Genomic DNA, 25016 nt, shown 5'->3' with positions numbered 1-25016 from the left:
CCGCCGGACGGCCCGGCGGCGGTCAGTTCTGGTGACGTCGAAGTGGACTTGAAGTTGACTTGGAAAGAACTGCCTAGATCGTGGTCAGCTCGATCATCTGCCGCAAGGATACACAGGATTGGTGTTAGATCGAGATTTCATTCAGAAAATGAGAGTATTTATTCCGAAAAGTGAGAATCTTCGAAATCTTCTTCATGATCCTGTAAAATGGTTTCAGACAGCAGTGTCGCCGCCTCCTGCAATGGGGCGATGAAGGCATCGAGACCTGCGAAGCCGACCCGCGCCGCGGGCACCGACACGCCGAGGCATGCGATCAGATCGCCGGCCGGCGAGACGATCGGCACGGCGCACCCCACGACACCGCGCACGAATTCCTCGTTGGTCTTGGCCCAGCCTCGCCGCCGTGTCTCCTCGAGCAGGGCCAGCAACGCATCGGGGTCGGCGATCGTGGTCGGGGTGTAGCGGACGAGGGGCAGTGAATTGACCAGCCGCTGGCGAACCTTCGCGGGCAGCCGGCTCATATAGATCTTGCCCGTCGACGTGCAGTGGAGCGGCGCCGCTTCGCCCGGATTGAATTGCAGCGCCTGCTGTTGCTTGGAGCGAACGCTGTCGACATAGACCACGACGTTGTCGCGGACGACGCCGATCTCGCACTGTTCGCCGATCCGATCGGCCACCGCGCTCAGCACGGCGTGCCGGCGCACGGTGCGAAACGCCGCGCCGATGGTCTTGGCTGCAAGCGTCACCAGCTTGCTTCCGACGACATAACGCTTCGTGCCGAGAGCCTTCTGAATAAGGCCTCGCGCTTCGAGATTGCCGATCAGCCGATGCGCGGTCGGAAGCGGAAGCGAGAGCGCGGCCGCGATCTCGGCGGCCGACAAAGCTTTCTTCTGTTCGGCAACGAAGGTCAGGATCGCGATCGCCCGATCCAGCGGCCCGTCGTTGGAATTGCTGGCTTCGTGAGCCACGATGAATCCCTCTGCGTCGATGTCGCCAAAGCTTTTTATAGCAACACAAACGGAAAGGCTTCCTCCGAAATCGCAACGATGCTGGCCGCGACGTGGTGCGGATCATCGTTGCTACCGCCTGAACTGTGCCAGAAACATCCGCAAGGAATCGTGCGGGCTCTCGACGTCCGCAATCACCCAGCCGTCGGGACCGTTGACGACGATGAAGTTGAGCGTGACCGCGCGGCCCTCATTGTCGAACGTGACGGTCACATCGGTCTTGTCGAACTGCCGGCGCGGGATTGCGATCGAGATCGGGCCGAGCCGCCAGGTCGGGCTCTGCACCAGGAAATCGTAGGGCGCGTCGTGCAGCGCCGTCCAGGCGCCGCGCAGGCTGGAATCGAAGAATTGCCGGGCGGTTTCCTCATCGCGCGGCAGGCCATTGGAAAATTCGGCGCTGCCTCGCCCGTAATGGGCGTAGACGTTGCGGATCAGCGATTCCGGTGTGCGGAACCCGGCATCGACGGTGGCGGCGGCCGCGAAAACCGCTGCCACCAGCGAAAAACCCGCGAGGAATTTGCAGCGTCCCATCAGCTTTATTTGCCCTTGCCGCTGACATATCTTGCAGGGAAATCCTTCGAAACGAAAGCCGGCCGGCGCGATGCGCGAACTCTTCGACGATATCCCTGAACAAGCTCCGCTCGATCCGCAGGAGGCGGTGCGGCGCCACATCCGCACGCCCCAGCGCAAGCGCTTCTACAGCAGCGCTGGCGTCACTGAGGCCGATGGTGGATTTGCGATCACGCTCGACGGCAAGCAGGTCCGCTCGCCCTCCGGCAAGCCGATCGTGGTGCCGACCCGCGCCATTGCGGACGCGGTCGCGGCGGAATGGAATGCGCAAGGAGAGACCATCGATCCCATGTCCATGCCGCTGACGCGGCTGGCCAACAGCGTGATCGAGGGGGTGATCGATCGCGTCGACGAGGTCGCCGACGATGCCGCGAAATTCCTCGGCAGCGATTTGCTGTTCTATCGCGCCGGCCACCCCGAGACGCTGGTGGCGCGCGAGGCCCAGCACTGGGATCCGATCCTGTTCTGGGCGGCCGACGCGCTCGGCGCCCATTTCGTGATGGCCGAGGGGGTGATGCATGTCGGCCAGCCCGAGCCCGCGATCAGGGCGGCGCGGGCGGCGTTTCCGACCGATCCATGGTCGGTCGCAGCGCTTCATGTAGTGACGACGCTGACCGGCTCGGCGCTGCTGGCGCTGGCGCTGACGCACGGCGTCCGTGACGAGGACCAGGTCTGGGCCGCCGCCCATGTCGACGAGGACTGGAACATCGAGAAATGGGGCGTCGACGAGGAGGTCGCGGCGCGCCGCGCCGCCCGGCAGGCCGATTTCAAGGCCGCCGCCGGCGTTCTCAGGGAGCTCAGGCCGGCTGCCGGTTAACGAGGGGTTTACGGCGGCGGGCTAGCCTGCGGCACGTCCCTCGCGCCTGGCCGAGACCTCCGACATGGCAATTGCCGTCAATCCCGTGCTGCCGGTGCTCGCCTCGAAGGAGGCGGACAGCGTTGCACCCGACCTCACGCTCGAGGCGGGCAGCGTCGTCAATGCGCAGGTGCTGAAGATCCTGTCCGCCGACCTGGTGCGGATCGCGATCGCGAGTCTGTCGATCGACGTTCAGACCGAGGTGCCGTTGCAGCAGGGCCAGAACCTGCAGCTCGCGGTGTCGCAGACCAATGACGGCATCCGCCTGCAACTGGTCGGATCGGGCGCGGACACCGGCGATGCGGTGCAGCTATCGCCGGCGGCGGCCAACGTCACCGCTACGGCCGAGCCCATCGCCACGGCGCCGAAGGTTGCGTTGACGCCGCTGGAGCGCGTCACCATCACCGCGACCGCCCAGCATGCGGCGGCGGTGCAGGGCAGTCAGGCGCCGCTGTTTGCCAACCTCGCGGCGGTGGTATCAGCCAATCTGCCGCCAAGGCTGCAGGCTGCGATCGCGCAGGTGCTGGCGCAGCAGACCGGCCTCGACGACAATCTGAGTGGTGAAGCCGTCAAGGCCGGCTTGCAGAAGTCCGGCCTGTTGCTGGAGGCGAACCTTGCCGCGGGCGTTGCGCCGGCGAGCGGCAGCGTGCCGGATCTGAAGGCCGCGCTGATCGTGCTGCGCCAGGCGCTGACCTCGCTCGGCGCTGGCGATGCCGCCAAACCCGCGTCCACGCCGCTGCAGCAACCGGCACTGCCCAGCGCCGGCACGGCGCCGAGCCTCGTGCCGTCAGGCACGCCCGGCCTCGAGGTTCAGGAGATCCTGCTGCCGCAGGCCCGTGTGCCGGTCGCCGAAGATCTTACCCGCGGCGCCACCGGGCTTGCCGGGGCGCTGGCAGACGCGCTCGATGCAGGTCCGTCATCCGGCGGCGCGCTCAATCTCATTCAGGAGGTGCTGCACGAGCTCGGCAATCCGGCACGGCAGGGCACAGGGCCGAGGGAGATGCTGCCCGGCGATCTGCCTGCGCGCGGCGCTACGCCACCGCCGCCGTTTCACGGCGCGCTACCGGCGGCGCAGGCCGTCGCCGAGCCGTCGATTGCCCCCGGCACGCCGCTCGCGACCACCGCGCATCGCCTACTGGAAAACACCGACGCGGCACTGGCGCGGCAGACGCTGCTGCAAATCGCCTCGCTGCCGGATCGCAGCGATGGGTCGCGCCCGCAGCTCGACGCCATGGTGCCGCGCTGGAATTTCGAGATCCCGTTCCTGACCCAGCAGGGCACGGCGATGGCGCAGTTCGAGATTTCCCGCGACGGAGGCGGCAATGAGGTCGAAGCCGCCAAGCGGGTGTGGCGGGCGCGCTTCACGCTCGACGTCGAGCCGGCCGGCCCGGTGCACGCGCTGGTCTCGCTGAACGGCGAGCGCACCTCGGTGCGGATGTGGGCCGAGCGTCCCTCGACCGCCGCGCAATTGCGCGCCGGCACCTCCGAGCTGAGCCAGGCGCTGACCAGGGCGGAACTCACGCCCGGCGACATCGAGATCCGCGACGGCAGCCCGCCGCAGCCTGTGCCCGCACGCGCCGGCCATTTCCTGGACCGCGCATCATGAGCGACGCGAAGAACCAGCTTGCGGTCGCGCTGCATTACGACCACGCCGGCGCGCCGCGGGTGGTCGCAAAGGGCAAGGGCGCGATCGGCGCCAAGATCATCGAGGTCGCCAAGGCCAACGACATCCCGATCGAGGAGAACGAGGTACTGGCCGGCGCACTCTCCAATGTCGAGCTCGGCGACGAGATCCCGGCCGAGCTCTACAAGGCTGTTGCCGAGGTCCTGGTGTTCGTGCTGCGGATGTCGGGCCGGGCGCGCTGAGCACTTTCAATCGAAGACGCTTGTTGCCATCCTTTCACCACGATGGCATCCACCATCGTCGTCAACCCGAACCAGTTCAGGTCCCCGTGATCCATCGCCGCCATGCGCTCGGTCTGTTTGCTGCCGCCGCCGTCCTGCCGTCGCGCAGCTTCGCCAATGTGTCCTACCAGCGCAGCGAGTTTCGCGAGGATCTGCAGAAACGGTTCTTCGATCTCGGCACCGAGGGCACCTTCGTCGGCTACAAGATCGACGACTACCTGATCATCGCGAGCGACAAGGTTCGTTCAGGCGAGGGCAAGCTGCCGGCTTCGACCTTCAAGATCCCGAACGCGCTGATCGCGCTCGAGACCGGCGTGGTGCAGGACCCCGACAAGGACGTGTTCAAGTGGGACGGCGTGACCCGCAGCATCGAGGCCTGGAACAAGGATCACACGCTGCGCTCGGCGATCGCGGTGTCGGCTTTTCCGGTATTCCAGGAGATCGCGCGCCGGATCGGCGAGGAGCGGATGAAGAAGTATGTCGACATCATCGACTACGGCAATCGCGACATCGGCGGCGGCATCGACCGGTTCTGGGTTTCCGGCAATCTGCGGATCGATCCGGTGCAGCAGATCGATTTCCTCGACCGGCTGCGCCGCGGCGTGCTGCCGGTCGGCAAGCGCAGCCAGGAGCTGGTGTGCGACATTCTCCCGGTCACGAAAGTCGGCGACGCCGTCATTCGCGCCAAGACCGGGCTGACCGACAAGGAACACGGCTCGCTCGGCTGGCTGGTCGGCTGGTCGGAGAAGGGCAGCGACATCACCGTGTTCGCGATGAACATGGACTGCAAGACCCAGGCGCAGATCGACGCGCGGATGAGCGTCACGCAGCAATGCCTCACCGATATCGTCGCGCTGTGACCATCTGATCTGCGCGATCATAGCTGGCTGGTGCTGGCCAGCTCGACTAGCATCCTCCGATAAATCAAAGCGGAGGAATCATGCATTCAGCAACAGTCTGGCTCTCGTCGCTCACGCTGGCCGCGGCCGGCGGCTGGCTCGCCGCCACGGTATTTGCGGCGCCGGCCACCAGCAAGGAGCCGCGCTTTCCGCAGCTCACCATGGAGCAGCTCAACGACCTGCAAAAGCCCCTCGGCGAGCAGATCATGAAGGTGTCGAGCGTCGGCATCGGCGGTCCCTACAATCCGATGATCCGCAGCCCGGTGCTCGGCCAGCGTCTCTATGATCTGTTCTATTATCTGCGCTGGCAGACCTCGGTGCCGACCAGGCTCAACGAATTCGCGATCCTGATCATCGGCCGGCAGTGGCGCTCGCAGGTCGAGTGGTTCGCGCATGCGCCGCTCGCCGCCAAGGCCGGGCTGTCGGCGGATGTCATCGCCGAGCTCAAGGCCGGCAACCGTCCGACGAAAATGGCCGACGACGAGGCCGTCGTGTACGACTTCGTCACCGAGCTCACCACCACCAAGAAGGTCTCCGACGAGACCTATGCGCGGGCCAAGAAGATCTTCAATGATCAGCAGATCGTCGATCTCACCGCGCTCGCCGGCAATTACGTGATGGTCGCGATGATCCTGGCGATGGCCGAGGAGACCGTGCCGCCCGGCAAGGAGGAGCCGTTCAAGGTCGGCGAGAAGTAGGGCGCTGCTCCTGCTTCACCTCGCCCCGCGTGCGGGGAGAGGTCGGATTGCATCGCAGATGCAATCCGGGTGAGGGGGCTCTCCGCAGACGCGGCTGTCACCGTGCACGCGGAGGCAGCCCCTCACCTGAACCCTCTCCCCGTAAGAACGGGGCGAGGGGGCGCAGCGCCGTTGCTGCTCGACATAGCCTCAGCGCCCGATCGCCCGCTGCAAGGTCGGCATCAGCTTCGGGTCGCGGCATTGCGCGACGTTGAACCGCATGAAGGCGGCGGCCGTCTGCGAGGCGCTGAACACATTGCCTGGCGCCAGCACGATGTTGTCCGCCAGCGCCAGGCGCGCCACGTCGGCGGAGTCGCGCCCGTCCGGCAGATGGCACCACAGGTAGAAGCCGCCGCGCGGCATCAGCCAGGGCTCGATGCCGATCCGCTGCAGTTTCTCGCCGACGTCGCGGCGGGCGCGGGCGAGCCGCCGGCGCAGCTCCTCGACATGCTTGCGATAGAAGCCGCTCGACAGCACGCTTGCGATGATCTCGGTCGCGACCGCGCTCGGACCGCCGAAGCCAGTCGCGACCTGAAGGTCAACGAGATCCTCGATCCAGTCGGTGCGCGCGGCGATGAAGCCGCAGCGCAGCGACGCCGACAGCGTCTTGGAGAAGCTGCCGATCCGGATCACGCGGTTGAGCCCGTCGAGCGCGGCGAGCCGCGCCGACGGCTCCGGCTCGAAATCGGCGAAGATGTCGTCCTCGACGATCGTGAGGTCATGGGCTGCGGCGGAATTCAGCACGCGGTGCGCGGTCTGCGGCGACAGCGTCGCACCGGTCGGATTATGCAGCGCCGAATTTGTGACGTAGAGCCGCGGACGTTCGGCGGCGAGTGTCGCCTCGAAGCTTGCGACGTCGGGGCCCGATGCGGTGTAGGGTACGCTTACGATCTTCACCTGATGCGCGCGCAGCAGCGCCCGGAAATTGAAATAACAGGGATCGTCGACCACCACGGTGTCGCCCGGCCGCAGCAGGAAGCGGCAGACCAGGTCGATCGCCTGGGTGCCGGACGCGGTGAGCAGCAGTTGCTCGGGCGGCACCTCGAGGCCCTCGTCGGCAAACCGCGCCATCAGGATTCGGCGCAGCACGAGCGAGCCGCGCGTCGCGCCATAGTCCGTGAGCACGGCGTCATCGGCGCGCGCCAGGCCGCGCAACGCCCGCCGCAGCGCTTCGGTCGGCATCCACTCGGCCGGCAGCCAGCCGCAACCCGGCTTCAGCGCGCCGGTCTCGGCATCGAGCGATTGCCGCGACACCCAGAACGGATCGACGGCGCGGTCGCGCTGCGGCTGGTCCTTTGCCAGTGCGAGCGGCGGCAGCGCCGCGGAAGAGACGTAGAAGCCGGAGCCGGGGCGAGGGCGGATCAGGCCCTCGGCCACCAGCCGGTCATAGGCTTCGACGACGGTGGACGGCGAGACGCCCATGGTGGTGGCAAGGCCGCGGATCGAGGGCAGACGGTCGCCGGCGACCAGCGCGCGGCTCGCGACCTTGGCGCGGATCGCGCTCATCACGTCTGTGGTGCGCGTCGCTTTCGGCGGATCGGATTGCTGTTGCAAGTGTATGCCTACCTTTGCCCATACAGTTTGGCTGTATTGTACTGATCTGTAGCTGCCTTGGCGAGGGCCAGACGGCTATGTTCGTCGCTCGGAAGGCAAGGTGTGATGGACAAGGCTTCGATCGACGGCTGGGGCAGCGGACTGCTCGGCGTGATTATCTTCAGCGGCTCGCTGCCGGCGACCCGCGTTGCGGTGGCGGGGTTCACGCCGCTGTTCCTGACCTCGGCGCGGGCGGCGATCGCGGCGCTGCTCGGCGCTGCGCTGCTTGTGGTGCTACGGCAGCCCTGGCCGCAGCGCAGGGACCTGGTGTCGCTGACCATCGTCGCGCTCGGCGTCGTGATCGGCTTTCCGCTGCTCACCGCGCTGGCGCTCCAGCACATCACCTCGGCGCATTCGATCGTGTTCATCGGCCTGCTGCCGCTGTCGACCGCTATATTCGGCGTGCTGCGTGGCGGCGAGCGGCCGAAGCCAATGTTCTGGCTGTTCTCCTGCGTCGGCAGCGCGACGGTCGGCGCATTCGCGCTGTCGAGCGACGGATCGGCGTCGCTGACCGGCGACCTCTTGATGGTCGCCGCGATCATCGTCTGCGGTCTCGGCTATGCCGAAGGGGCGGCGCTGTCGCGGCGGCTCGGCGGCTGGCAGGTGATCTCCTGGGCGCTGGTGCTCGCGGCACCGGTGGTGCTGCTGATGACCATCATGACGCTGCCGCCGAGCTGGCAGGGCATCGGCGCGCCGGCCTGGCTCGGGCTCGCTTACGTCTCGATCTTCAGCATGCTGGTCGGCTTCGTGTTCTGGTATCGCGGCCTTGCGATCGGCGGCATCGCCAGCGTCGGCCAGTTGCAGCTGCTGCAACCGTTCTTCGGCCTCGCGCTGGCCGGGCTGCTGCTGCACGAGCAGGTCGCCTGGTCGATGATCGCGGCAACCATGCTGGTCGTCGTCTGCGTCGTGTTCGCGCGCCGCTACGCGTGAGCGGGCATCGGCCCTCCCGAGGCTGAGAATCTATCCGTCATTGCGAGGAGCGATAGCGACGAAGCAATCCATCTCTGTACTTGCCGCGCGATGGATTGCTTCGCTTCGCTCGCAATGACGGGGCAGGCGGCTTCACGGCCCCTCAGAACGAAGGAATATGCGCTTCTCCGCTAGCCCAGCTTGAACAGGCCCTGCAGGAAATCGCTGACCGCCTTGCGGGCCTCGATCGCGGTGGTCGGGTTGCCGCCGACATGCGGGCCGAGTTCGACGCAGGCATCCTTGTAGCTGAACGGCGCCTGCGTTGCCGCATTCATCAGCACGCCGCCTTCGCCTTCCTTGATGGTGCAGTGTCGCACGGTCTGCGATCCCTTCGATTCCACCACCGTGTTGTTGCCGATCAGGCCGGCATCGAAGCCATGCGCGGAGTCGGGATATTCGGTCAGCACCACGTCGCGCTTGGCCTCCATGAGCCGCGTGACATAGGCCTTGCAGCTCGCGACGGGGTTATAGTCGTCGGGCGAACCGTGGAAGATCCGGATCGGCCGCGGCGCCACCTCGGTGTCGGTGAGATAGCTGGTCGAGCAGTCCGGATAGAACGGAATATAGGCCGCGAACTGCGCGCCGGACTTGTTCCAGAGCTTGTTGAAGCGGTCGAGGCTCGCATAGAGCGTGGCCTGGCCGCCGCGCGAGAATCCCATCAGCACGATCCGGTCAGGATCGACCCGCGGATGCTTCGCGAGGATCTCCAGCGAATGATAGATGTCGACGATCAAATTGAGCCGGCCGAGCAGGGCCTGGTTCGGCCCGGTCGCGGTCAGGCCGCGGCCGGAGAAGCCGTCGATCACGAAGGTCGAGATGCCCATGCCGTTGAAGTGGCGCACCCAGGCGTCCATCCCGGCGCCGACGCCGCTCGAGCCGTGCATCAGCACCACGACCGGCAGCCGGCCGGTCCCTTGCGCGATCTTGAATTCGCCGCCGACCGTCACCGCCTTGCCGTTGGCGTCGCCGGTCAGGAATTGCCGGTCGGAGATCGTCAGTGAGGGGATGGCGTAGATCTCGGTGCGCGCCGCGATCTCCTTCGGGATCTGCTGGGCGCTGGTCTCGATGCAGGTGAACAGCACGGCGCAGCAGAACAGGATCGCGGTCGCGGCCAGGCGCCAGTCTGTCAGCATCGGTTCACCCAAATGTAGTCTTATGATCCGCGACTACACCAATCGAGACGCAGGCTGTCAATTTGCCTGGCGCGTCTGTCGACATCACGCCGTCATGCCCGGCCTTGTGCCGGGCATCCACGTCTTTGCTTCAATCTATGAGAAAAGCCGTGGATGGCCGGGACAAGCCCGGCCATGACAATGCGTTGTGAAAGCTTGCGCCCCTAAGCCGGCCCCTGCGTCTTCCCGATTCGCCCGAGATGGGTGTAGCCAAAGCCTGCGGAATATTTCAGCCCGTAGCCGAGCGCGCGGTCGATCCCGATATGGGCGAGCCAGATCATCGCAATCGAGAGCACCAGCGGTCCTTCGCCGGCAAAGCCCAGCGTCATCAGCGCCACCGGCGCCAGATAGGTGTGGGCGGCGTTATAGGCGATTGCGCCGGCCCGTGGGCTGATCAGGTAGGCGGCAAAGCTGATATCCGGCACCAGGAACAGCAGGACGTAGATCAGCCAGGAGCCCTCCCACTTGTAGTAGAGCACGGTCATCCCGACGAACAGAACCAGTCCTTCCAGCCGGAGCAGGGTGCGCACCCCTCCGGTCGCGGCGCCGGTTTCGGCCGTAGTGGTGTCGGTCATCGCTGTCTCCCCCAGATGTCGGAAAATCCTACCGTTTTTGCGCCCGAACCCGTCCACAAGCGGCTTTCCGGTTCCGAAATGGCCGTGCTAAAGCCTTTCCGAACGAAGCGGATACCGGCTCGAGCCGGGACGCGGACTGTAGCTAACACGGGCGGAAACAAATGAAAGATATCCTCGACACCCTCGAAGAGCGGCGCGCCGGCGCCAAGCTGGGCGGCGGCGAAAAGCGCATCGAGGCGCAGCACGCCCGCGGCAAGCTGACCGCCCGCGAGCGGATCGAGCTTTTGCTGGACAAGGGCTCGTTCGAGGAATTCGACATGTTCGTCGAGCACCGCTCGATCGAGTTCGGTATGGAGAAGAGCAAGATCCCCGGCGACGGCGTCGTCACCGGCTGGGGCACCGTCAACGGCCGCAAGACCTTTGTCTTTGCCAAGGACTTCACGGTTTTCGGCGGCTCGCTTTCCGAAACCCACGCGCTGAAAATCACAAAGCTTCAGGACATGGCGATGAAGGCGAGGGCGCCGATCATCGGCCTCTATGACGCCGGCGGCGCGCGCATCCAGGAGGGCGTGGCGGCACTCGCGGGTTATTCCTATGTGTTCCGCCGCAACGTGCAGGCCTCGGGCGTGATCCCGCAGATTTCCGTCATCATGGGGCCCTGCGCCGGCGGCGACGTCTATTCGCCTGCGATGACCGACTTCATCTTCATGGTGAAGAACACCAGCTACATGTTCGTCACCGGCCCCGACGTGGTGAAGACCGTCACCAACGAGGTGGTGACCGCGGAGGAACTCGGCGGCGCCTCGGTGCACGCCACGCGCTCCTCGATCGCCGACGGCGCCTTCGAGAACGATGTCGATGCGCTGTTGCAGATGCGCCGCCTGATCGACTTCCTGCCGTCGAACAACACCGACGGCGTGCCGGAATGGCCGAGCTTCGACGACATCGGCCGGGTCGACATGTCGCTCGACACGCTGATCCCCGACAATCCGAACAAGCCCTACGACATGAAGGAACTGATCCTGAAGGTCGTTGACGAGGGCGATTTCTTCGAGATCTCGGAGACCTTCGCCAAGAACATCGTCACCGGCTTCGGCCGTATCGCCGGCCGCACGGTGGGCTTCGTCGCCAACCAGCCGATGGTGCTGGCGGGCGTGCTTGACAGCGACGCCTCGCGCAAGGCGGCGCGCTTCGTGCGGTTCTGCGATGCCTTCAACATCCCGATCGTCACCTTCGTCGACGTGCCGGGCTTCCTGCCGGGCACCGCGCAGGAATATGGCGGCCTGATCAAGCACGGCGCGAAACTGCTGTTCGCCTATTCGCAGTGCACGGTGCCGCTCGTCACCATCATCACCCGCAAGGCCTATGGCGGCGCCTTCGACGTGATGGCGTCGAAGGAGATCGGCGCCGACATGAACTACGCCTGGCCGACCGCCCAGATCGCGGTGATGGGCGCCAAGGGCGCGGTGGAGATCATCTTCCGCTCTGACATCGGCGACCCCGACAAGATCGCCGCGCGAACCAAGGAATACGAAGACCGCTTCCTGTCCCCCTTCATCGCCGCCGAGCGCGGCTACATCGACGACGTCATCATGCCGCATTCGACGAGGCGGCGGATCGCGCGGGCACTCGCGATGTTGAAGGACAAGAAGGTCGAAATCCCGGCGAAGAAGCACGACAATCTGCCGTTGTAATACTGCTGTCGTAGGGTGGGTTAGCCAAGCGTAGCCCGCCATCTCCGTTCGGCATGATCGGCGGCGGGTTACGGCTTCCGCCTAACCCGCCCTACAGGTTCGAATCCGATGACCGAAGACGAGCCGATCGACGAGATCTCCGAGATCGAGGCGCAGATCGAGGAGCTTGCCGAGAGCGCCGAGCGATCCCGGCGGATCATTCTTGGCTCGAAGGTCGCGATCGCGGGCGGCTTCGTGCTGCTGCTCGTTGCGCTGCTCGGCCTGCTGGGCTCCGGTGAGACCGCGGCACTCGGATCGATCGCGCTGGTGCTGGGCGGCATCGTGTCGCTTGGATCGAATGTCAGTACGCTGCGGCAGACCGAGGCCGCCATCAGCACCGCCGAGGCGCGCCGCGCGCGGCTGATCGGAAGCATCGATCTGCGCCTGGTGCACGATGCGTCGTTGAAGCTGATGTAATCACGCTGCGCGTACTCCACCCATCCTGCGAGCTGTATCCCTATCCTGAGCTGTCATCGCCCGGCTCGACCGGGCGATCCAGTACGCCGCGGCCTCTCGGCTCAAGCACTGCCGTCTCTGGAATACTGGATCACCCGCTTTCGCGAAAGCGAGTGATGACAGCGTGCGGGCTTTTTGAGATGTGAATCGGTGTCTGTCCCCACGTCGTCCCGGGCAAGCGGAGCGCGACCCGGGGCCCATAGCCACAGCTCGGTGTTGTGGCGCGACGCTGGGGCCGCAGCTTGCTTCAACAACGCAGCCCTGCGGTTATGGGTCCCTGCTTTCGCAGGGACGACGGATGGACAGCAATCCTACTTCGACGCCAGTGGCACGTAGTCGTACTCGCCGACGCCTTGCAGGATCAGGAAGGTCAGCGACGTCGTGCCGGCGTTGGTGACGAGGTGAGGGCGGGTCGGCCGCACGGCGTAGACTTGGCCGACCTTCAGGTTCACCTCCTCCTTCGGCTCCTGCAGGAACAGCCGCATCTGCCCTTCCAGCACATAGAACGTGTCGGAGATGTTGCTGTGGGTGTGCCACGGCACCTTCTGGGTCGGCGAGAGCTGCAGCTCCATGATGCGGAAGCCGGGGCGGGCGGCGTGCTGGGCGCGGCGCTCGACTTCGTAGAGATGGCTGGCATCCTTGAGCGGTTGTCCTGACTTCATGGCGGCCTCCCGGAGCTGTTCTTGGGCGCGATCCTAGTCCCGTTCAATCGCGCGAGACAGTGGCGGAATCGGCATGACGGCCAAGATGCCGCGGCGTGCTCGGGCGGGTGATGCTGAGCCGCGCCGCACAAATCCGCTGCGCCGCCGTGATGGTTGTGCGATGTCACGGCGCCTCGAGCGCGGCGCGCGGCGTCGAGTTGCGCGAAACCTGACTGCGCGGTTCAGCAAGCGTTCAGGTCGCAGCGAAAAAACTCGGCTGGTGCAGTTGGTCCAACTTAGCAACAAAGGAAAACTCTCATGGAACGCCGGGATTTTCTAAAGTTCGCCTTCGGTGTCGCCGCCGGCGCGGCCACCTTCGTCGCGACGGCGCAGGCGGCGCCGCTCGCGCCGCTTCCGCTCAAGGAAGATGCCCACTCGGACGCAGGCCGCGATGCGCATCCGGCCGTCACGACAGGTGACGAGGTCGATCGCCTGAAGCCCGAGGAGGTGCGTTGGCATCACGGTCACCGGCGCTGGCATCATCGGCACTGGCATCGCCGGCATTGGGGCTGGCGCCGCCACCATTGGCGCCGTCATCACTGGCGCCGCTGGTGACACCTCGAGAAAAGAAAAACCCCGCGCAAGGCGGGGTTTTGTTTGCGCAGGTTTGCCGCGATCAGATCGGGCGGCAACGGCCATAGCGCCAGGCGAAGCCATAGGGGCAGGCGCGGACGCGCGGCGCCACCACGACGGGGCGCTCGACCACGACCGGCGGGCGCACAACGACGGCGCCCGGGGCGACGACGACGGGGCCGCGGTTCCTGACGCAGCCGCCATAGGGGCCGCGGTGCCAGCCGGGGCCGCAACCGCCGGCCGCATCAGCGGCGCTGATGCCGGCGAATGCCGTCGTCACCAAGACTGCTGCTGCAAAAAGATACTTCATGTCTTCTCCTTTTAATTGGGCCGCGCTGCGGCACCGCAACAAACTTTCGTCTACCGATTCGCCCGGCCGGATCATTGCAGAAGCCGTGCCCGATGTCGCCGACCATAATGTTGCGGTCTGAATGCGACATGAATGTTGCAGGTCACGCCTGCGTCAGGGCGCCGCAAGCAGGCCCAGCATCAATTCGAAATATTTCTCAAGCGCGAGCAGGGCTGCGCACAGCCCCGGCGAGGATAAAAATGTATCGGAGTGCGAGGCTAATCGCCCGCGCCGAACAGTGCCGCGAACCGCTTCTCGCCGTTTCGCGAAAAATTGACCACGCGGCTGCCCGGTGCAGAATCCCGCGCGGCCCACTTCAATTCGGTGAAGCGGTCCATCATGGCAGCGCCGAGCGTGCCGGCGAGATGATGCCGCCGCTCGCTCCAATCGAGGCAGGCCTTGCACACCGGACGGCGCGGATGGGTCAGCGCGTCGGCGTCGATCTGCAGCTCCTCGGCCATGAAGCGCTTGCCTTCGCCGGTGAGCTCGATCGCCTGCTTGCTCTGGCGCACAAGCTTCTGCCGCTTCATGCTGTCGAGCATCTGCACGCCGAGATCGCCGGCGAGATGGTCGTAGCAGATGCGGGCACGGCGCAGCGCCGGATCCTTCGGCCCGGTGCGCACACGCATATGGCCGGCGCGGGCGGCGATGCCCTGCAGGCCTTCGAGCACGTCGGCGACGTCGGGATCGCTGAGGCGATAGTAGCGGTGGCGGCCCTGCTTCTCCGGCTCGATCAGCCCGCCGGCCTCGAGCTTGGCGAGATGCGAGCTCGCCGTCTGCGGCGTGATGCCGGCCTCCTGCGCGAGCTCGCTCGCGGTCAGTGCGCGGCCGGTCATCAGCGCGGTCAGCATGTTGCAGCGTGCGGGGTCGCCGACCAACGCGGCGATCCGGGAGATGTCGGGTCCTGCTTTCATAGTTCGATGATAGCCGAAGCATCGAGGTCGGGCAAGGCGGTAGTCTTCACCGTGCCGTCATTGCGCGGAACGCAGTGACAGAAAAATTCCAGAGGCCATCAATGACCATCACCGTCTTCATCCGCTACCAGCTCGATCCGTTCAAGCGCGCGATGTTCGAGGAGTATTCGCGGAACTGGCTCACGATCATCCCGCGCTGCGGCGGCGAACTGCTCGGCTACTGGATGCCGCACGAGGGCACCAACAACATCGGCTTCGCGCTGATCTCGTTCGAGAGCCTCGCCGCTTACGAGGCCTATCGCGCCCGGCTGCGCCAGGACAAGGAGGGCGTGGCGAACTTCAACTTCGCGGAAGAAAACCGCTTCATCCTCGCCGAGGAGCGGACATTTCTGCGCAAGGTCGAGCTATAGTTGGGCCACGACAACCATGCGGAGGCACTCATGATCGCCGTGATCTTCGAAGTCTGGCCGAAGGCTGAGCACCGGAATCTCTATTTCGACCTCGCAGCCGAATTGAAGCCGATCCTGCAGGAGATCGACGGCTTCATCTCGGTCGAGCGGTTCGAGAGCCTCACCGAGAAGGGCAAGTTCGTGTCGCTGTCATTCTTCCGCGACGAGGCCGCGGTAGAAGCCTGGCGCAACACCATCGAGCACCGCCGCACCCAGGCCAAGGGCCGCGCGCGGATTTTCGACAACTATCGCCTGCGCGTTGCCAGCGTGATGCGCGACTATGGTTTGAACGAGCGCGAGCAGGCCCCGAAAGATAGCCGCGCGGTGCATGAGCCGCACTAGCAGCGCGAATGCCGCGTGCCTATCTCTGCGCGGGCCAACGACTTCAGGGAGCGACCAATGCCACTGACAACTGCTGACAAACGAGCCGCCTTCAAGAAGCTGCACGAGAGCGGGTGCTTCATCATCCCGAACCCGTTCGATGCCGGCAGCGCCCGCGCCTTGCAACATCTCGGCTTCAAGGCGCTGGCGTCGACCAGCGCGGGCTTTGCCTGGACCATCGCCAAGGCCGACAACCGCGTCACCATCGATGATGTCTGCGATCATCTGGCCGCGATGTGCGCGGCGGTCGATATTCCCGTCAATGCGGACTTCGAGGGCGGCTTTGCCGTCGAGCCGGAGAAGGTCGCCGTCAATGTCGCGCGCGGCGTCAAGACCGGCGTCGCCGGGCTCTCGATCGAGGACTCCACGGGTGATGCGGCCAACGTGCTGTACGAGCACAAGCTCGCGGTCGAGCGCATCAAGGCGGCGCGCAGGGCTGTTGATGCCGACAACAGCGGCGTGCTGCTGACCGGCCGCTGCGAGGCGTTCCTGTGGGGCAAGAAGGACCTCAATCTGGTGATCGAGCGCCTGCAAGCCTATTCGGAAGCCGGCGCGGACGTGTTGTATGCGCCGGGCATCTCGACCAAGGAGGAGATCACCGCGGTCGTGAAGGCGGTGGCGCCGAAGCCGGTCAATCTTCTGATCGGCGGCGCGTCCGATTTGACGCTGCAAGCGGTTGCCGATCTCGGCGTGCGCCGGATCAGCGTCGGCGGGGCGCTGGCACGGATGGCCTGGACCGGCGTCATGAAGGCGGCGAAGGAGATGGCCGAGAAGGGCACCTTCACCGAATTCGCCAACGGCTATCCCGGCGGCGAGCTCAACAAGATGTTCAAATAGACCGCGCAGGCAGAAAAGCAGCGGGCCTTTTGGGGGCCCGCTGCTCGCGCCTGGTCAGTGTCGTCAGTCGTTACTTCGGATTCCCTGCCGGGGCGGCCGGCTTGTTTGTGTCCGACTTGTTCATGTCAGACTTGTTCATGTCAGACGGTGGGGTCGACGGGTTGGCCGGCGCTGCGCCGGTGGTCGTGCCGGGCTGGCTGTTCGGCTTCGGTGTCACGTCGCGCATGCCCGGAGGCGGCGCGGCCGGGTTGGCCGGCTGCTGCTGCGCGGTCTGCGTCGACGGCGTGGTGCCTGCCTCATGCACCGACGTATTGTTCAACCCGTAGAACAGCGCGCCGAGCACCACGGCCACCGCAACTGCGAACATCGCGACCTTGGTGCTGCTGGCCGGTCCCTCCTGGAGTTCCGGATCCGGCTGCAGCTCGTTGTCCAGGCTGTTGAAGCGCGCCTGACGGCGGATTTCGTCATCGGTCAGGTTGGCGCGATACGGATCGTCAGGGTTGTAAGCCATTGCAAAGTTCCTCCGTTAGCACCCCAAAGCTAATCGCCGGGGACAATAGCTGGCGCGTTCGGATGTTCCGCGCCAATGTTGCAACCAGTTCATGCAGGAACCGTCGATTCCGTGGGTTCCGAACCTGTTCCATGAGGCTTTTTCAATGTGGACCATGCCGCCCACCGATTCGGTGCTGCACGTGCTCTCATTCGTCGCCGTTGCGGCGCAGTCGATGACGGCGGCGCTGGCGGCCGGCAGGCGCAGCATGGATTGGGCCGGCGTCTGCATGCTGGGCGCGATCACCGCGCTCGGCGGCGGCACCATCCGCGACGTGCTGCTCGGGCACTATCCGCTCGTCTGGGTCGCGCATCCGATCTACCTTGCGATCGCGGCGGCCGGCGCCTTCGCCACCATCCTGCTGGCGCGGCTGGTGGTCAGGCTCAATCTCGCATTTCTGGTGCTCGATGCGATCGGGCTCGTGGTGTTCACGATGGCCGGCTGCGATGTTGCCTGGCAGGTCGACGCCTCGCTGCCGATCGTGATCGTCGCGGGCATGATCACCGGCTGTGCCGGCGGCGTGCTGCGCGACATCCTCTGCAACGAGGTGCCGCTGTTGTTTCGCAGCGAGCTCTACGCCAGCGTCTCGGTGGTAACGGGGCTGTTCTATGCAACCGCGTTCGGACTGAACCTCAACCCGCCGGCCTGGACCTTGCTGACCTTCGCGCTCGGCCTGAGCTTCCGGATGCTCGCGATCCGCTACCGATGGGAGATGCCGAAATTCGTGTTCTCGGACGAGGAGCGGTGAGGTGCCATCTCGCCGTCCGCGCCTTCATTTCGATATCCGCGCCTCATTTCGCTGCGCGGGCCCTGGCGACCTCGTCCGCCGTCACGGCCGGTGCCGCATTGCCCCAGGAATTGCGGATGTAGGTCGCGACGTCGGCGACCTCCTGATCGCTGAGCTTCGGATAGGCCGGCATCGAGCCTGCGTTGGGCGCGCGCGGCGTGGTCAGGGTCTGCGCGCCGTCGAGGATGATGCGCAGCGTGCTCGCAGGATTGGCCGATTGCAGGTTGGCGTTGCCGGGCAGCGGCGGATAGATCCGCGGGGCGCCGGAGCCGTCGAGCTCATGACAGGCGACGCAGGCGCCGCGATAGATGCGCTCGCCGTTGCCCATCTGCGCCGGCGAGGGCGGGGTGACCTGCGGCTCCGGCGCGCCGGTGGGCAGGCTCTTCAGATAGACGGCGATCGCGCGCACATCGGCGTCGCTCATCTTCGAGGTCGAATTGACCACCACCTCCGACATCAGCGGACCGGCGTTGCTGTGGCCGTTGCGGCCGCTCTGCAGATATTCGGCGATATCAGCCGCGCTCCATGACTTCAGCCCGCTGCGCGCGGCGCCATCGAGCCTGGGTGCCAACATGCCCTGGACCATGCTGCCACTGAGCGCCTGGTCGCGCTTGTCGGCGCCGAAGCCATTCTTCGGCGTGTGGCAGGCGCCGCAATGGGCGAGCGCCTCGACCAGGTAGCGGCCGCGATTCCATTCCGTCCCCTTGCTCTGGTCCGGCTGGATGATGCCCGGCGTGAAGAACAGCGCATTCCAGGCCCGCATCAGCACGCGGTAGTTCAGCGGCCAGCGCAGCTCGGGCGGCGGCGCCTTGTTGCTGACCGGTGCAAGCGTCGCGAGATAGGCGCGGATCGCCAGGATGTCGTCGCGGATCAGCTTGGTGAAATACGGGTAGGGGAAGGCGGGGTAATAATGCGCTCCGCTCGGTGAGACGCCACGACGCAGCGCGCGGAGGAAATCGTCGTCGCTCCAGCTGCCGATGCCGGTATCGCGGTCGGGGGTCAGGTTCGGCGAGAACACCGCGCCGAACGGCGTGTCGATCCGCTTGCCGCCGGCGAACGGCTTGGCCGGGTCGGCGGTGTGGCAGCTCGCGCAGTCGCCGGCGATCGTGAGCGCCTTGCCGCGGGCGATGATGTCGTCGGTTGGGGCGGCCGCGCATTCGCGGGCGCCGAACGCACTGCACAACAGCGCCGTGACCAGAATCGCACCCGTCGTTCGAAATCGTCGCCGCATCCGTTCACCTTCCGCACCTTCCGGTCCACAAGACGCGTTACGCCATTTCGCCGCGGGCCTGTCCTGCGACAGAAACCGAAACGGCTCTCCGATATTCCCGGCACGAAATTGCGATTTTTGGGCGACGGGCCTGGTCGCCCAGAATTGTGCTGCGCGGGCCGGAAAATCCGACATAGACTGGTTCTAACAAGTTCGGATGACTAGCTAAAAAGCAGTCGTCGCGACCAGCGCAAAGAGGGCTAAATGGGAATCAACCAAGGGCCTATCAGCCTCGACCAGAAATACACTCAGGGCACCGGTCACGTCTTCATGACCGGCATCCAGGCGCTGGTCCGCCTGCCGATGGCGCAGATCAGACGCGACCGCGCCGCAGGCCTCAACACGGCAGGCTTCATCTCCGGCTATCGCGGTTCCCCCCTCGGCGGCTACGACCAGCAGCTGTTCGCCGCCCGCAAGCATCTCGAGCAGTACAACATCAAATTCCAGCCCGGCGTGAACGAGGATTTGGCGGCCACCGCGATCTGGGGCTCGCAGCAGCTCGGGCTGTCGTCCGGCGCCAAATATGATGGCGCGGTCGGCATCTGGTACGGCAAGGGCCCCGGCGTCGACCGCTGCGGTGACGTGTTCCGCCACGGCAATGCGGCGGGCTCGGCCAAGCATGGCGGCGTGCTCTGCCTCGCCGGCGACGACCATGGCGCAAAATCCTCCACCGTCCCGCATCAGTCCGACCACGCCTTCATCTCCGCGCTGATGCCCTACCTCTACCCCTCCAGCATTCATGAAATGATCGAGATGGGCCTCCTGGGTATCGCGATGTCGCGCTACTCGGGCTGCTGGGTCGGCATGAAGGTGATCACCGAGACGGTCGAGACCACGGCCGAGATCGACCTCACCGACGAGATGACGCCGTTCATCATCCCGGCCGATTTCGAGCTGCCGCCGGGCGGGCTGAACATCCGCTGGCCCGACGACCGCTTCGAGCAGGACCGCCGGTTGCAGGACTACAAGGGTTTTGCCGCGATCGCCTTCGCCCGCGCCAACAAGGTCAACCGCATCACCATGGATTCGCCGAACGCGCGCTACGGCATCATGGCGTCCGGCAAGAGCTACGAGGATATCCGCCAGGCACTGCGCGAGCTCGGCATCACACCCGAGATCGCCGCCAAGATCGGCATCCGCCTCTACAAGATCGGCATGCCCTGGCCGCTGGAGCCGGAAGGCGTGCGCAACTTCGCGGTCGGCCTCGAGGAAATCTTCATCGTCGAGGAGCGCCGCGAGATCGTCGAGAACCAGGTCAAGCAGGAGCTGTTCAACTGGCGCGACGACGTGCGCCCGCGGATCGTCGGCAAGATGGACGATCACGACAAGCGCTTCCTGACCTTCGCCGCCGAGCTCAGCGTGGCCTCGCTTGCGAGCTCGCTGACCGAACGGCTGCTTCGACTTAATCTCAATCCTGAAATCGCCGAGATGCTGCGCGCCAAGGCGGACTGGTTCAACGGCCGCCAGTCGACCCAGATGCAGGCGACCGCACCGGTCAGTCGCACGCCGTATTTCTGCTCGGGCTGCCCGCACAACACCTCCACCAAGGTGCCGGAAGGCAGCCGCGCGCTCGGCGGCATCGGCTGCCACTTCATGGCGCTGTGGATGAACCGCTCGACCGAGACCTTCACCCATATGGGCGGCGAGGGCGTGCCGTGGGTCGGCATCTCACCGTTCACCAACGAGAACCACATCTTCGCCAATCTCGGCGACGGCACTTACTTCCACTCCGGCATTCTCGCGATCCGCCAGTCGATCGCCTCCAAGGCCAACATCACCTACAAGATCCTCTACAACGACGCGGTCGCGATGACCGGCGGCCAGCGCCACGACGGCGACCTGTCGCCGCAGCAGATCACCTTCCAGCTCCACGCCGAAGGCATCCGCGAGATCTACCTGGTCTCGGAAAATCCCGACGCCTATCCGGCCGACACCATCGCGCCCGGCGTCAAGCTGTTCCATCGCGACGAGCTCGAGAACGTTCAGAAGATGTGCCGCGACACCAAGGGCACCTCGGCGATCGTGTTCGTGCAGACCTGCGCCGCCGAGAAGCGCCGTCGCCGCAAGCGCGGCTTGATGGAGGATCCGGCGCGCCGCGTGCTGATCAATCCTGCGGTCTGCGAAGGCTGCGGCGACTGCTCGGTACAGTCGAACTGCATCTCGGTCGAGCCGCTGGAAACGGAGTTGGGGCGCAAGCGCACCATCAACCAGTCGACCTGCAACAAGGATTATTCCTGTGTGAAGGGTTTTTGCCCGTCCTTTGTAACGGTCGATGGCGGCACCCTCAAGCGTCGCGCGCCTACCGAGCTTGGCGATATCGGCGCCTTGCCCGAACCGGCCTCGAAGCCCGCGCTCGACCGGCCCTACAACATCGCGGTCGGCGGTGTCGGCGGCACCGGCGTGCTCACCATCGGCGCGCTGCTCGGCATGGCCGCGCATATCGAGGGCAAGGCCTCGATGATCCTCGACATGTCAGGCCTTGCGCAGAAGGGAGGAGCGGTGCTGAGCCACGTGCGGCTGTCCGAGCACACGGCAGATGTGACCTGCTCGCGCATCGTGACGGGGACGGCCGATCTGGTTCTGGCGGCCGACGAAGTCGTGGCGGTCTCAAAGGACACCATGACGCTTTGCGAGCCGAGCCGCACCGTCGGCATCATCAACAGCCACATCATCCCGACCGCGGATTTCATCCTCAACCGCGACTTCAACTTCCAGAGCCGCAAGGTCACCGGCGTGCTGGAGACCGAGCTGCGCAAGGACTCCGCCTTCTTCGACTTCACCAAGCCGGCCGAGGCGCTGCTCGGCGACTCCATCGCCACCAACATCATGATGATGGGCTTTGCCTATCAGCGTGGGCTGCTGCCGCTGTCGGCGGAATCGATCCAGCAGGCGATCGAGGTCAACGGCGTCTCGATCAAGATGAACACCCAGGCGTTCCAGCTCGGGCGTCTGGCCGCGGCCGATCCGGCGCGCCTTGCGGCGATGATGAAGGGGCAGGATGGGGACGCAGCCCCGGTCAAGACGCTGGATGCGATGTCGCTCGACGAGATCATCACCCATCGCATGGCGCTGCTGACGGACTATCAGAACGGGCGTTTGGCAAAACGGTACCGCAAGCTGGTCGACCAGGTCCGCGACGCCGCCACCAAGGGCGGCTATGGCGAGGCGCTGCCGCGCGCGGTCGCGATCAACTACGCAAAACTGCTCGCCTACAAGGATGAGTATGAGGTGGCGCGGCTGTTCACCGATGGCCGCTTCGAGAAGCAGTTGCGCGACCAGTTCGAGGGCGAGTTCAAGTTCAACTTCAATCTCGCACCGCCGATCCTCGGCGGCGGGTTCGATGCGCAGGGCCGCCCGAAGAAGCGCGCGTTCGGCTCGTGGATGATGTCGGCCTTCAAGGTGATGGCGCGATTCCGCTTCCTGCGCGGCACGCCGCTCGACATTTTCGGCTACAACGCCGACCGCAGGCTCGAACGTGATCTGATCGCGGGCTACGAGAAGGATGTCGCGACGGTGCTGAGCCTGCTGTCGCCGCTCAATCACGACATCGCGGTCGAACTGCTGTCGCTGCCCGAGCGCATCCGCGGCTACGGTCCGGTGAAGGAGAAGGCGGTCAAGGAGGCGAAGGTTCGCTACGCGCAACTCGCCGCCGACCTCGCCAACCCGCCGCCCGCGCCGCGGCAGATGGCGGCGGAGTAGGGAGGCTTCGTAGGGTGGGTTAGCGAAGCGTAACCCACTACTGCTTTCGCCACGCTGAAACGATTGCGGGTTGCGCCTTCGGCTAACCCGTCTCGCTAGCTAGCCCATCTTATGGGCGTGCTTGCCGTGGCGCTTGATGAGTAATTTCCGAACGATGTGAACCGCGCCGAAGCCTAAGGTGATGGCCAGGATCACGACAGAGAAAAATACGGCAAGCGTAAACGACACCGCCATCGCTGCGCCGACATCTCGGTAGCAATTGATGCCGATGTAGCCTTCAAGCCGCCTTTCATCGATGATGATCCAAAGCTGAAGCCCCATGTGGCAAAGCCAAATGACGAGGCAACTGACGACGTAGACCAAATTGCCTCGAAATATGACGGATGCTCCCGCCGGAATGAGCATTAAGGCCGCGAACGCATACCAAGTTGCGGGCACGCTGTTTCCTGATTCAGTACAGGCGGCACTAAAACGGTACGAATACCAGGTCCACTGCGCGTCGAGCAGACATCCTGACAGCACGAAGCAGAAAAAGAGGAGAAGTGATCGCTTGGTCAACACGAGCGGTCGCCGGTGGTTTGCATGTAGGTCGGCTGGACAGAGACTAGACCGCGGTGTTCGCTCTATGCACGTTAAAGTATTGTGCATTTTCCTTGCAGCCTTGCGGGGCAAAGGCACACGGCCGCTCACTCACGACATCGCGGTCGGACTGCTGTCGCTGCCCGATCGTATCCGCGGCTACGGCCCGGTGAAGGAGAAGGCGATCAAGGAGGCGAAGGTTCGCTACGCGCAACTCGCCGCCGACCTCGCCAACCTGCCGCCCGCGCCGCGGCAGATGGCGGCGGAGTAGGGCTGGTGCGCAAGCTGCGCTAGTTCATCGACCGATGCAACTTGCGGTAACGAGGCTCGCCGGGTAGAGAAGCGTGTGAGGGCGCTTGTCGAATGCAGGTGGAGCATGACGTTACGTGGTCTTCTGATCTTGGGCTTCGTGGTGCCCGCGCTGGCGGTATTGGGTCTCTACTGGAATCAGCACGGCATCGAGCGCGTGATGCGCGATGGCTATGTCACGACGGGAACGATTACGTCGGCGGCGCAGACGTCTTCAAGGTTTCCGATCTCATTCGACGACGGATCGCTCCGCTACGTCGACGAGCATCTCTCCATCGGATTGCGCTGGACCGGAAAGGACGGCGTTGAACGAACTCGGACCGGCGTCGGCGTGAGCGGCGCCTTTGCCGCGCGCATTCTGGTTGGCAATCGTGTCAAGCTCGTTCCTGTAGCCATTCGTGCGATCGACGACGACGGGTCTCTTCCGGTCGTGATCGAGGATGCGAATGATCGCTTGCAGGATATTCGATCGCAGTTCGGTTTCATGGCGAAGTTGGCGGTGCTTTTCGCCGTCCTGCTGGCCGCGTTGATTGGCTGGCAAAAGTGGTCGCAAAGCCGCAGTCCGGGCTCGGCGGAAGCCGGGCAAAAGCAGCGGCGCGCAATTCCCGTCGCTCTCGCGATGATGACGGCCATTACGCTTCCGGTCGGAGCGTTCATGCTTGTCAGCTCGTATTTGGAGCAGGGGGCGGCGGCAGAGATGCTCGACCACGGCGATGAAGCCAGCGCCGATATCACCCGTGCGGTTGCCGAAGTGCAGAAACCCGGCGCTGCTCCCAGCTATCTCGTCACGCTGGCGTGGACCGACAAGAGCGGACAAAGGCAGACGTTTGGTCCAACTCATATCAGCGCCGGGTTCTGGCGGCAGATCACGCGCAATGACGTGCAGACCGTCACGCAAACGAAGATCCGCTACCTCGAAGGCAGGCCGACTGTTCGTCCGCTCATTGTGGGCGATGCCGCCGAGCGGCTCTTTCAAGACCGCGCCGGCGTGACGGGCGGGGCTGTGTTCCTTGCCCTTGGCTTGGTCCTGGCGGGACTGACGATGTGGCGGTTTCGCGCGAACACGAATGCGGCTTCTATGCCGGCTGCCGGAACATGAGCGCAGGCAAATAAGGTGCGCTTCTCGTCGCTCCCTCGCTGAGCGAT

27 protein-coding genes are annotated in these 25016 nt (G+C 65.1%); 16 read left to right on the top strand and 11 right to left on the bottom strand.

From position 1 onward, the window contains the following. Nucleotides 1-158 precede the first annotated feature (158 nt). Together BI327_RS02595 and BI327_RS02590 are read right to left on the bottom strand one after the other, a co-directional pair. Nucleotides 159-968: an IclR family transcriptional regulator gene (locus BI327_RS02595; RefSeq protein ID WP_076858240.1), complete on the bottom strand. Its 810-nt coding sequence runs from the start codon at nt 966-968 to the stop codon at nt 159-161. A 111-nt stretch (nt 969-1079) separates the two neighbouring features. Further along, on the bottom strand, nt 1080-1538 hold the full coding sequence (locus BI327_RS02590) for a hypothetical protein (protein WP_076858239.1): 459 nt from the start codon (nt 1536-1538) through the stop codon (nt 1080-1082). Nucleotides 1539-1608: 70 nt separating this feature from the next. Here BI327_RS02590 and BI327_RS02585 point away from each other — a divergent pair, with 70 nt between their 5' ends. From BI327_RS02585 to BI327_RS02565, 5 genes are all read left to right on the top strand, one after another. Next, nucleotides 1609-2394 carry an ATP12 family chaperone protein gene (locus tag BI327_RS02585; protein ID WP_076858238.1) on the top strand — a complete coding sequence of 262 codons (786 nt, stop codon included), beginning with the start codon at nt 1609-1611 and terminating at the stop codon, nt 2392-2394. Nucleotides 2395-2458: 64 nt separating this feature from the next. Further along, nucleotides 2459-4039 carry a flagellar hook-length control protein FliK gene (locus BI327_RS02580; protein WP_076858237.1) on the top strand — a complete coding sequence of 527 codons (1581 nt, stop codon included), beginning with the start codon at nt 2459-2461 and terminating at the stop codon, nt 4037-4039. After that, the gene (locus BI327_RS02575) at nt 4036-4299 is read left to right on the top strand and encodes an EscU/YscU/HrcU family type III secretion system export apparatus switch protein (RefSeq protein WP_076858236.1); all 264 of its coding nucleotides are present in this window, start codon (nt 4036-4038) and stop codon (nt 4297-4299) included. Before BI327_RS02580 ends, BI327_RS02575 begins: the two co-directional genes overlap by 4 nt. A gap of 86 nt (nt 4300-4385) precedes the next feature. Further along, on the top strand, nt 4386-5198 hold the full coding sequence (locus tag BI327_RS02570) for a penicillin-binding transpeptidase domain-containing protein (protein WP_076858235.1): 813 nt from the start codon (nt 4386-4388) through the stop codon (nt 5196-5198). Nucleotides 5199-5278: 80 nt separating this feature from the next. Then, a complete protein-coding gene (locus BI327_RS02565; protein WP_076858234.1) occupies nt 5279-5935 on the top strand; it encodes a carboxymuconolactone decarboxylase family protein in 657 nt (218 codons plus the stop codon). A 189-nt stretch (nt 5936-6124) separates the two neighbouring features. On the opposite strand, the gene BI327_RS02555 is transcribed toward BI327_RS02565, so the two are convergent. Next, the gene (locus BI327_RS02555; RefSeq protein ID WP_076858232.1) at nt 6125-7480 is read right to left on the bottom strand and encodes an aminotransferase-like domain-containing protein; all 1356 of its coding nucleotides are present in this window, start codon (nt 7478-7480) and stop codon (nt 6125-6127) included. 153 nt (nt 7481-7633) lie between these two features. Between BI327_RS02555 and BI327_RS02550 the strand changes: the two genes are divergently transcribed. Further along, nucleotides 7634-8497, top strand: coding sequence for a DMT family transporter (locus BI327_RS02550; RefSeq protein ID WP_076858231.1), 864 nt, complete (start codon nt 7634-7636; stop codon nt 8495-8497). A gap of 170 nt (nt 8498-8667) precedes the next feature. Here BI327_RS02550 and BI327_RS02545 read toward each other — a convergent pair whose 3' ends face one another. Together BI327_RS02545 and BI327_RS02540 are read right to left on the bottom strand one after the other, a co-directional pair. Beyond that, nucleotides 8668-9669, bottom strand: coding sequence for a dienelactone hydrolase family protein (locus BI327_RS02545; protein WP_076858230.1), 1002 nt, complete (start codon nt 9667-9669; stop codon nt 8668-8670). A 203-nt stretch (nt 9670-9872) separates the two neighbouring features. Then, on the bottom strand, nt 9873-10283 hold the full coding sequence (locus BI327_RS02540) for a DUF4260 domain-containing protein (protein ID WP_076858229.1): 411 nt from the start codon (nt 10281-10283) through the stop codon (nt 9873-9875). A 161-nt stretch (nt 10284-10444) separates the two neighbouring features. On the opposite strand from BI327_RS02540, the gene BI327_RS02535 reads away from it, so the two are divergent. Both BI327_RS02535 and BI327_RS02530 read left to right on the top strand, forming a co-directional pair. After that, nucleotides 10445-11977 (top strand): acyl-CoA carboxylase subunit beta, encoded by a 1533-nt coding sequence (locus BI327_RS02535; protein ID WP_076858228.1) that lies wholly within the window; start codon nt 10445-10447, stop codon nt 11975-11977. 108 nt (nt 11978-12085) lie between these two features. After that, nucleotides 12086-12433 carry a hypothetical protein gene (locus BI327_RS02530; protein ID WP_076858227.1) on the top strand — a complete coding sequence of 116 codons (348 nt, stop codon included), beginning with the start codon at nt 12086-12088 and terminating at the stop codon, nt 12431-12433. Between the two features lie 350 nt (nt 12434-12783). Here BI327_RS02530 and BI327_RS02525 read toward each other — a convergent pair whose 3' ends face one another. Further along, nucleotides 12784-13134 carry a cupin domain-containing protein gene (locus tag BI327_RS02525; RefSeq protein ID WP_076858226.1) on the bottom strand — a complete coding sequence of 117 codons (351 nt, stop codon included), beginning with the start codon at nt 13132-13134 and terminating at the stop codon, nt 12784-12786. A 297-nt stretch (nt 13135-13431) separates the two neighbouring features. On the opposite strand from BI327_RS02525, the gene BI327_RS02520 reads away from it, so the two are divergent. Next, on the top strand, nt 13432-13728 hold the full coding sequence (locus BI327_RS02520) for a twin-arginine translocation signal domain-containing protein (RefSeq protein WP_076858225.1): 297 nt from the start codon (nt 13432-13434) through the stop codon (nt 13726-13728). A gap of 61 nt (nt 13729-13789) precedes the next feature. On the opposite strand, the gene BI327_RS02515 is transcribed toward BI327_RS02520, so the two are convergent. Beyond that, a complete protein-coding gene (locus BI327_RS02515) occupies nt 13790-14056 on the bottom strand; it encodes a GCG_CRPN prefix-to-repeats domain-containing protein (protein ID WP_076858224.1) in 267 nt (88 codons plus the stop codon). Nucleotides 14057-14313: 257 nt separating this feature from the next. Further along, entirely contained in the window at nt 14314-15009 is a 696-nt protein-coding gene (locus tag BI327_RS02510) for an ArsR/SmtB family transcription factor (protein ID WP_076858223.1), read from the bottom strand. Between the two features lie 101 nt (nt 15010-15110). Between BI327_RS02510 and BI327_RS02505 the strand changes: the two genes are divergently transcribed. Genes BI327_RS02505 through BI327_RS02495 form a run of 3 tightly spaced genes read left to right on the top strand, consistent with a single transcriptional unit; the run spans nt 15111 to nt 16676 of the window. Then, nucleotides 15111-15419, top strand: a complete 309-nt coding sequence (locus tag BI327_RS02505) for an NIPSNAP family protein (protein ID WP_076858222.1) — start codon at nt 15111-15113, stop codon at nt 15417-15419. Between the two features lie 30 nt (nt 15420-15449). Further along, nucleotides 15450-15800: an antibiotic biosynthesis monooxygenase family protein gene (locus BI327_RS02500; protein WP_076859134.1), complete on the top strand. Its 351-nt coding sequence runs from the start codon at nt 15450-15452 to the stop codon at nt 15798-15800. 57 nt (nt 15801-15857) lie between these two features. Then, nucleotides 15858-16676: an isocitrate lyase/PEP mutase family protein gene (locus BI327_RS02495; RefSeq protein ID WP_076858221.1), complete on the top strand. Its 819-nt coding sequence runs from the start codon at nt 15858-15860 to the stop codon at nt 16674-16676. A gap of 70 nt (nt 16677-16746) precedes the next feature. Here the strand turns inward: BI327_RS02495 and BI327_RS02490 are convergent, their stop codons facing one another. Next, entirely contained in the window at nt 16747-17187 is a 441-nt protein-coding gene (locus BI327_RS02490) for a hypothetical protein (protein ID WP_076858220.1), read from the bottom strand. Between the two features lie 145 nt (nt 17188-17332). On the opposite strand from BI327_RS02490, the gene BI327_RS02485 reads away from it, so the two are divergent. Beyond that, the gene (locus tag BI327_RS02485) at nt 17333-17974 is read left to right on the top strand and encodes a trimeric intracellular cation channel family protein (RefSeq protein WP_076859132.1); all 642 of its coding nucleotides are present in this window, start codon (nt 17333-17335) and stop codon (nt 17972-17974) included. A gap of 43 nt (nt 17975-18017) precedes the next feature. Here the strand turns inward: BI327_RS02485 and BI327_RS02480 are convergent, their stop codons facing one another. Continuing rightward, the gene (locus BI327_RS02480; RefSeq protein WP_076858219.1) at nt 18018-19244 is read right to left on the bottom strand and encodes a cytochrome c; all 1227 of its coding nucleotides are present in this window, start codon (nt 19242-19244) and stop codon (nt 18018-18020) included. Nucleotides 19245-19487: 243 nt separating this feature from the next. On the opposite strand from BI327_RS02480, the gene BI327_RS02475 reads away from it, so the two are divergent. Continuing rightward, nucleotides 19488-22982, top strand: coding sequence for an indolepyruvate ferredoxin oxidoreductase family protein (locus tag BI327_RS02475; protein ID WP_076858218.1), 3495 nt, complete (start codon nt 19488-19490; stop codon nt 22980-22982). A 99-nt stretch (nt 22983-23081) separates the two neighbouring features. On the opposite strand, the gene BI327_RS02470 is transcribed toward BI327_RS02475, so the two are convergent. Continuing rightward, a complete protein-coding gene (locus tag BI327_RS02470; RefSeq protein WP_143271516.1) occupies nt 23082-23543 on the bottom strand; it encodes a hypothetical protein in 462 nt (153 codons plus the stop codon). Between the two features lie 64 nt (nt 23544-23607). Here BI327_RS02470 and BI327_RS02465 point away from each other — a divergent pair, with 64 nt between their 5' ends. Beyond that, nucleotides 23608-23832 carry a hypothetical protein gene (locus BI327_RS02465; RefSeq protein ID WP_143271515.1) on the top strand — a complete coding sequence of 75 codons (225 nt, stop codon included), beginning with the start codon at nt 23608-23610 and terminating at the stop codon, nt 23830-23832. Nucleotides 23833-23937: 105 nt separating this feature from the next. Next, entirely contained in the window at nt 23938-24969 is a 1032-nt protein-coding gene (locus BI327_RS02460) for a DUF3592 domain-containing protein (RefSeq protein ID WP_076858215.1), read from the top strand. Nucleotides 24970-25016 lie beyond the last annotated feature (47 nt).

Origin of the sequence: Bradyrhizobium mercantei (assembly GCF_001982635.1) — a bacterium.
Taxonomy (GTDB): domain Bacteria; phylum Pseudomonadota; class Alphaproteobacteria; order Rhizobiales; family Xanthobacteraceae; genus Bradyrhizobium; species Bradyrhizobium mercantei.
This window is presented reverse-complemented; position numbering and strand designations above follow the sequence as displayed.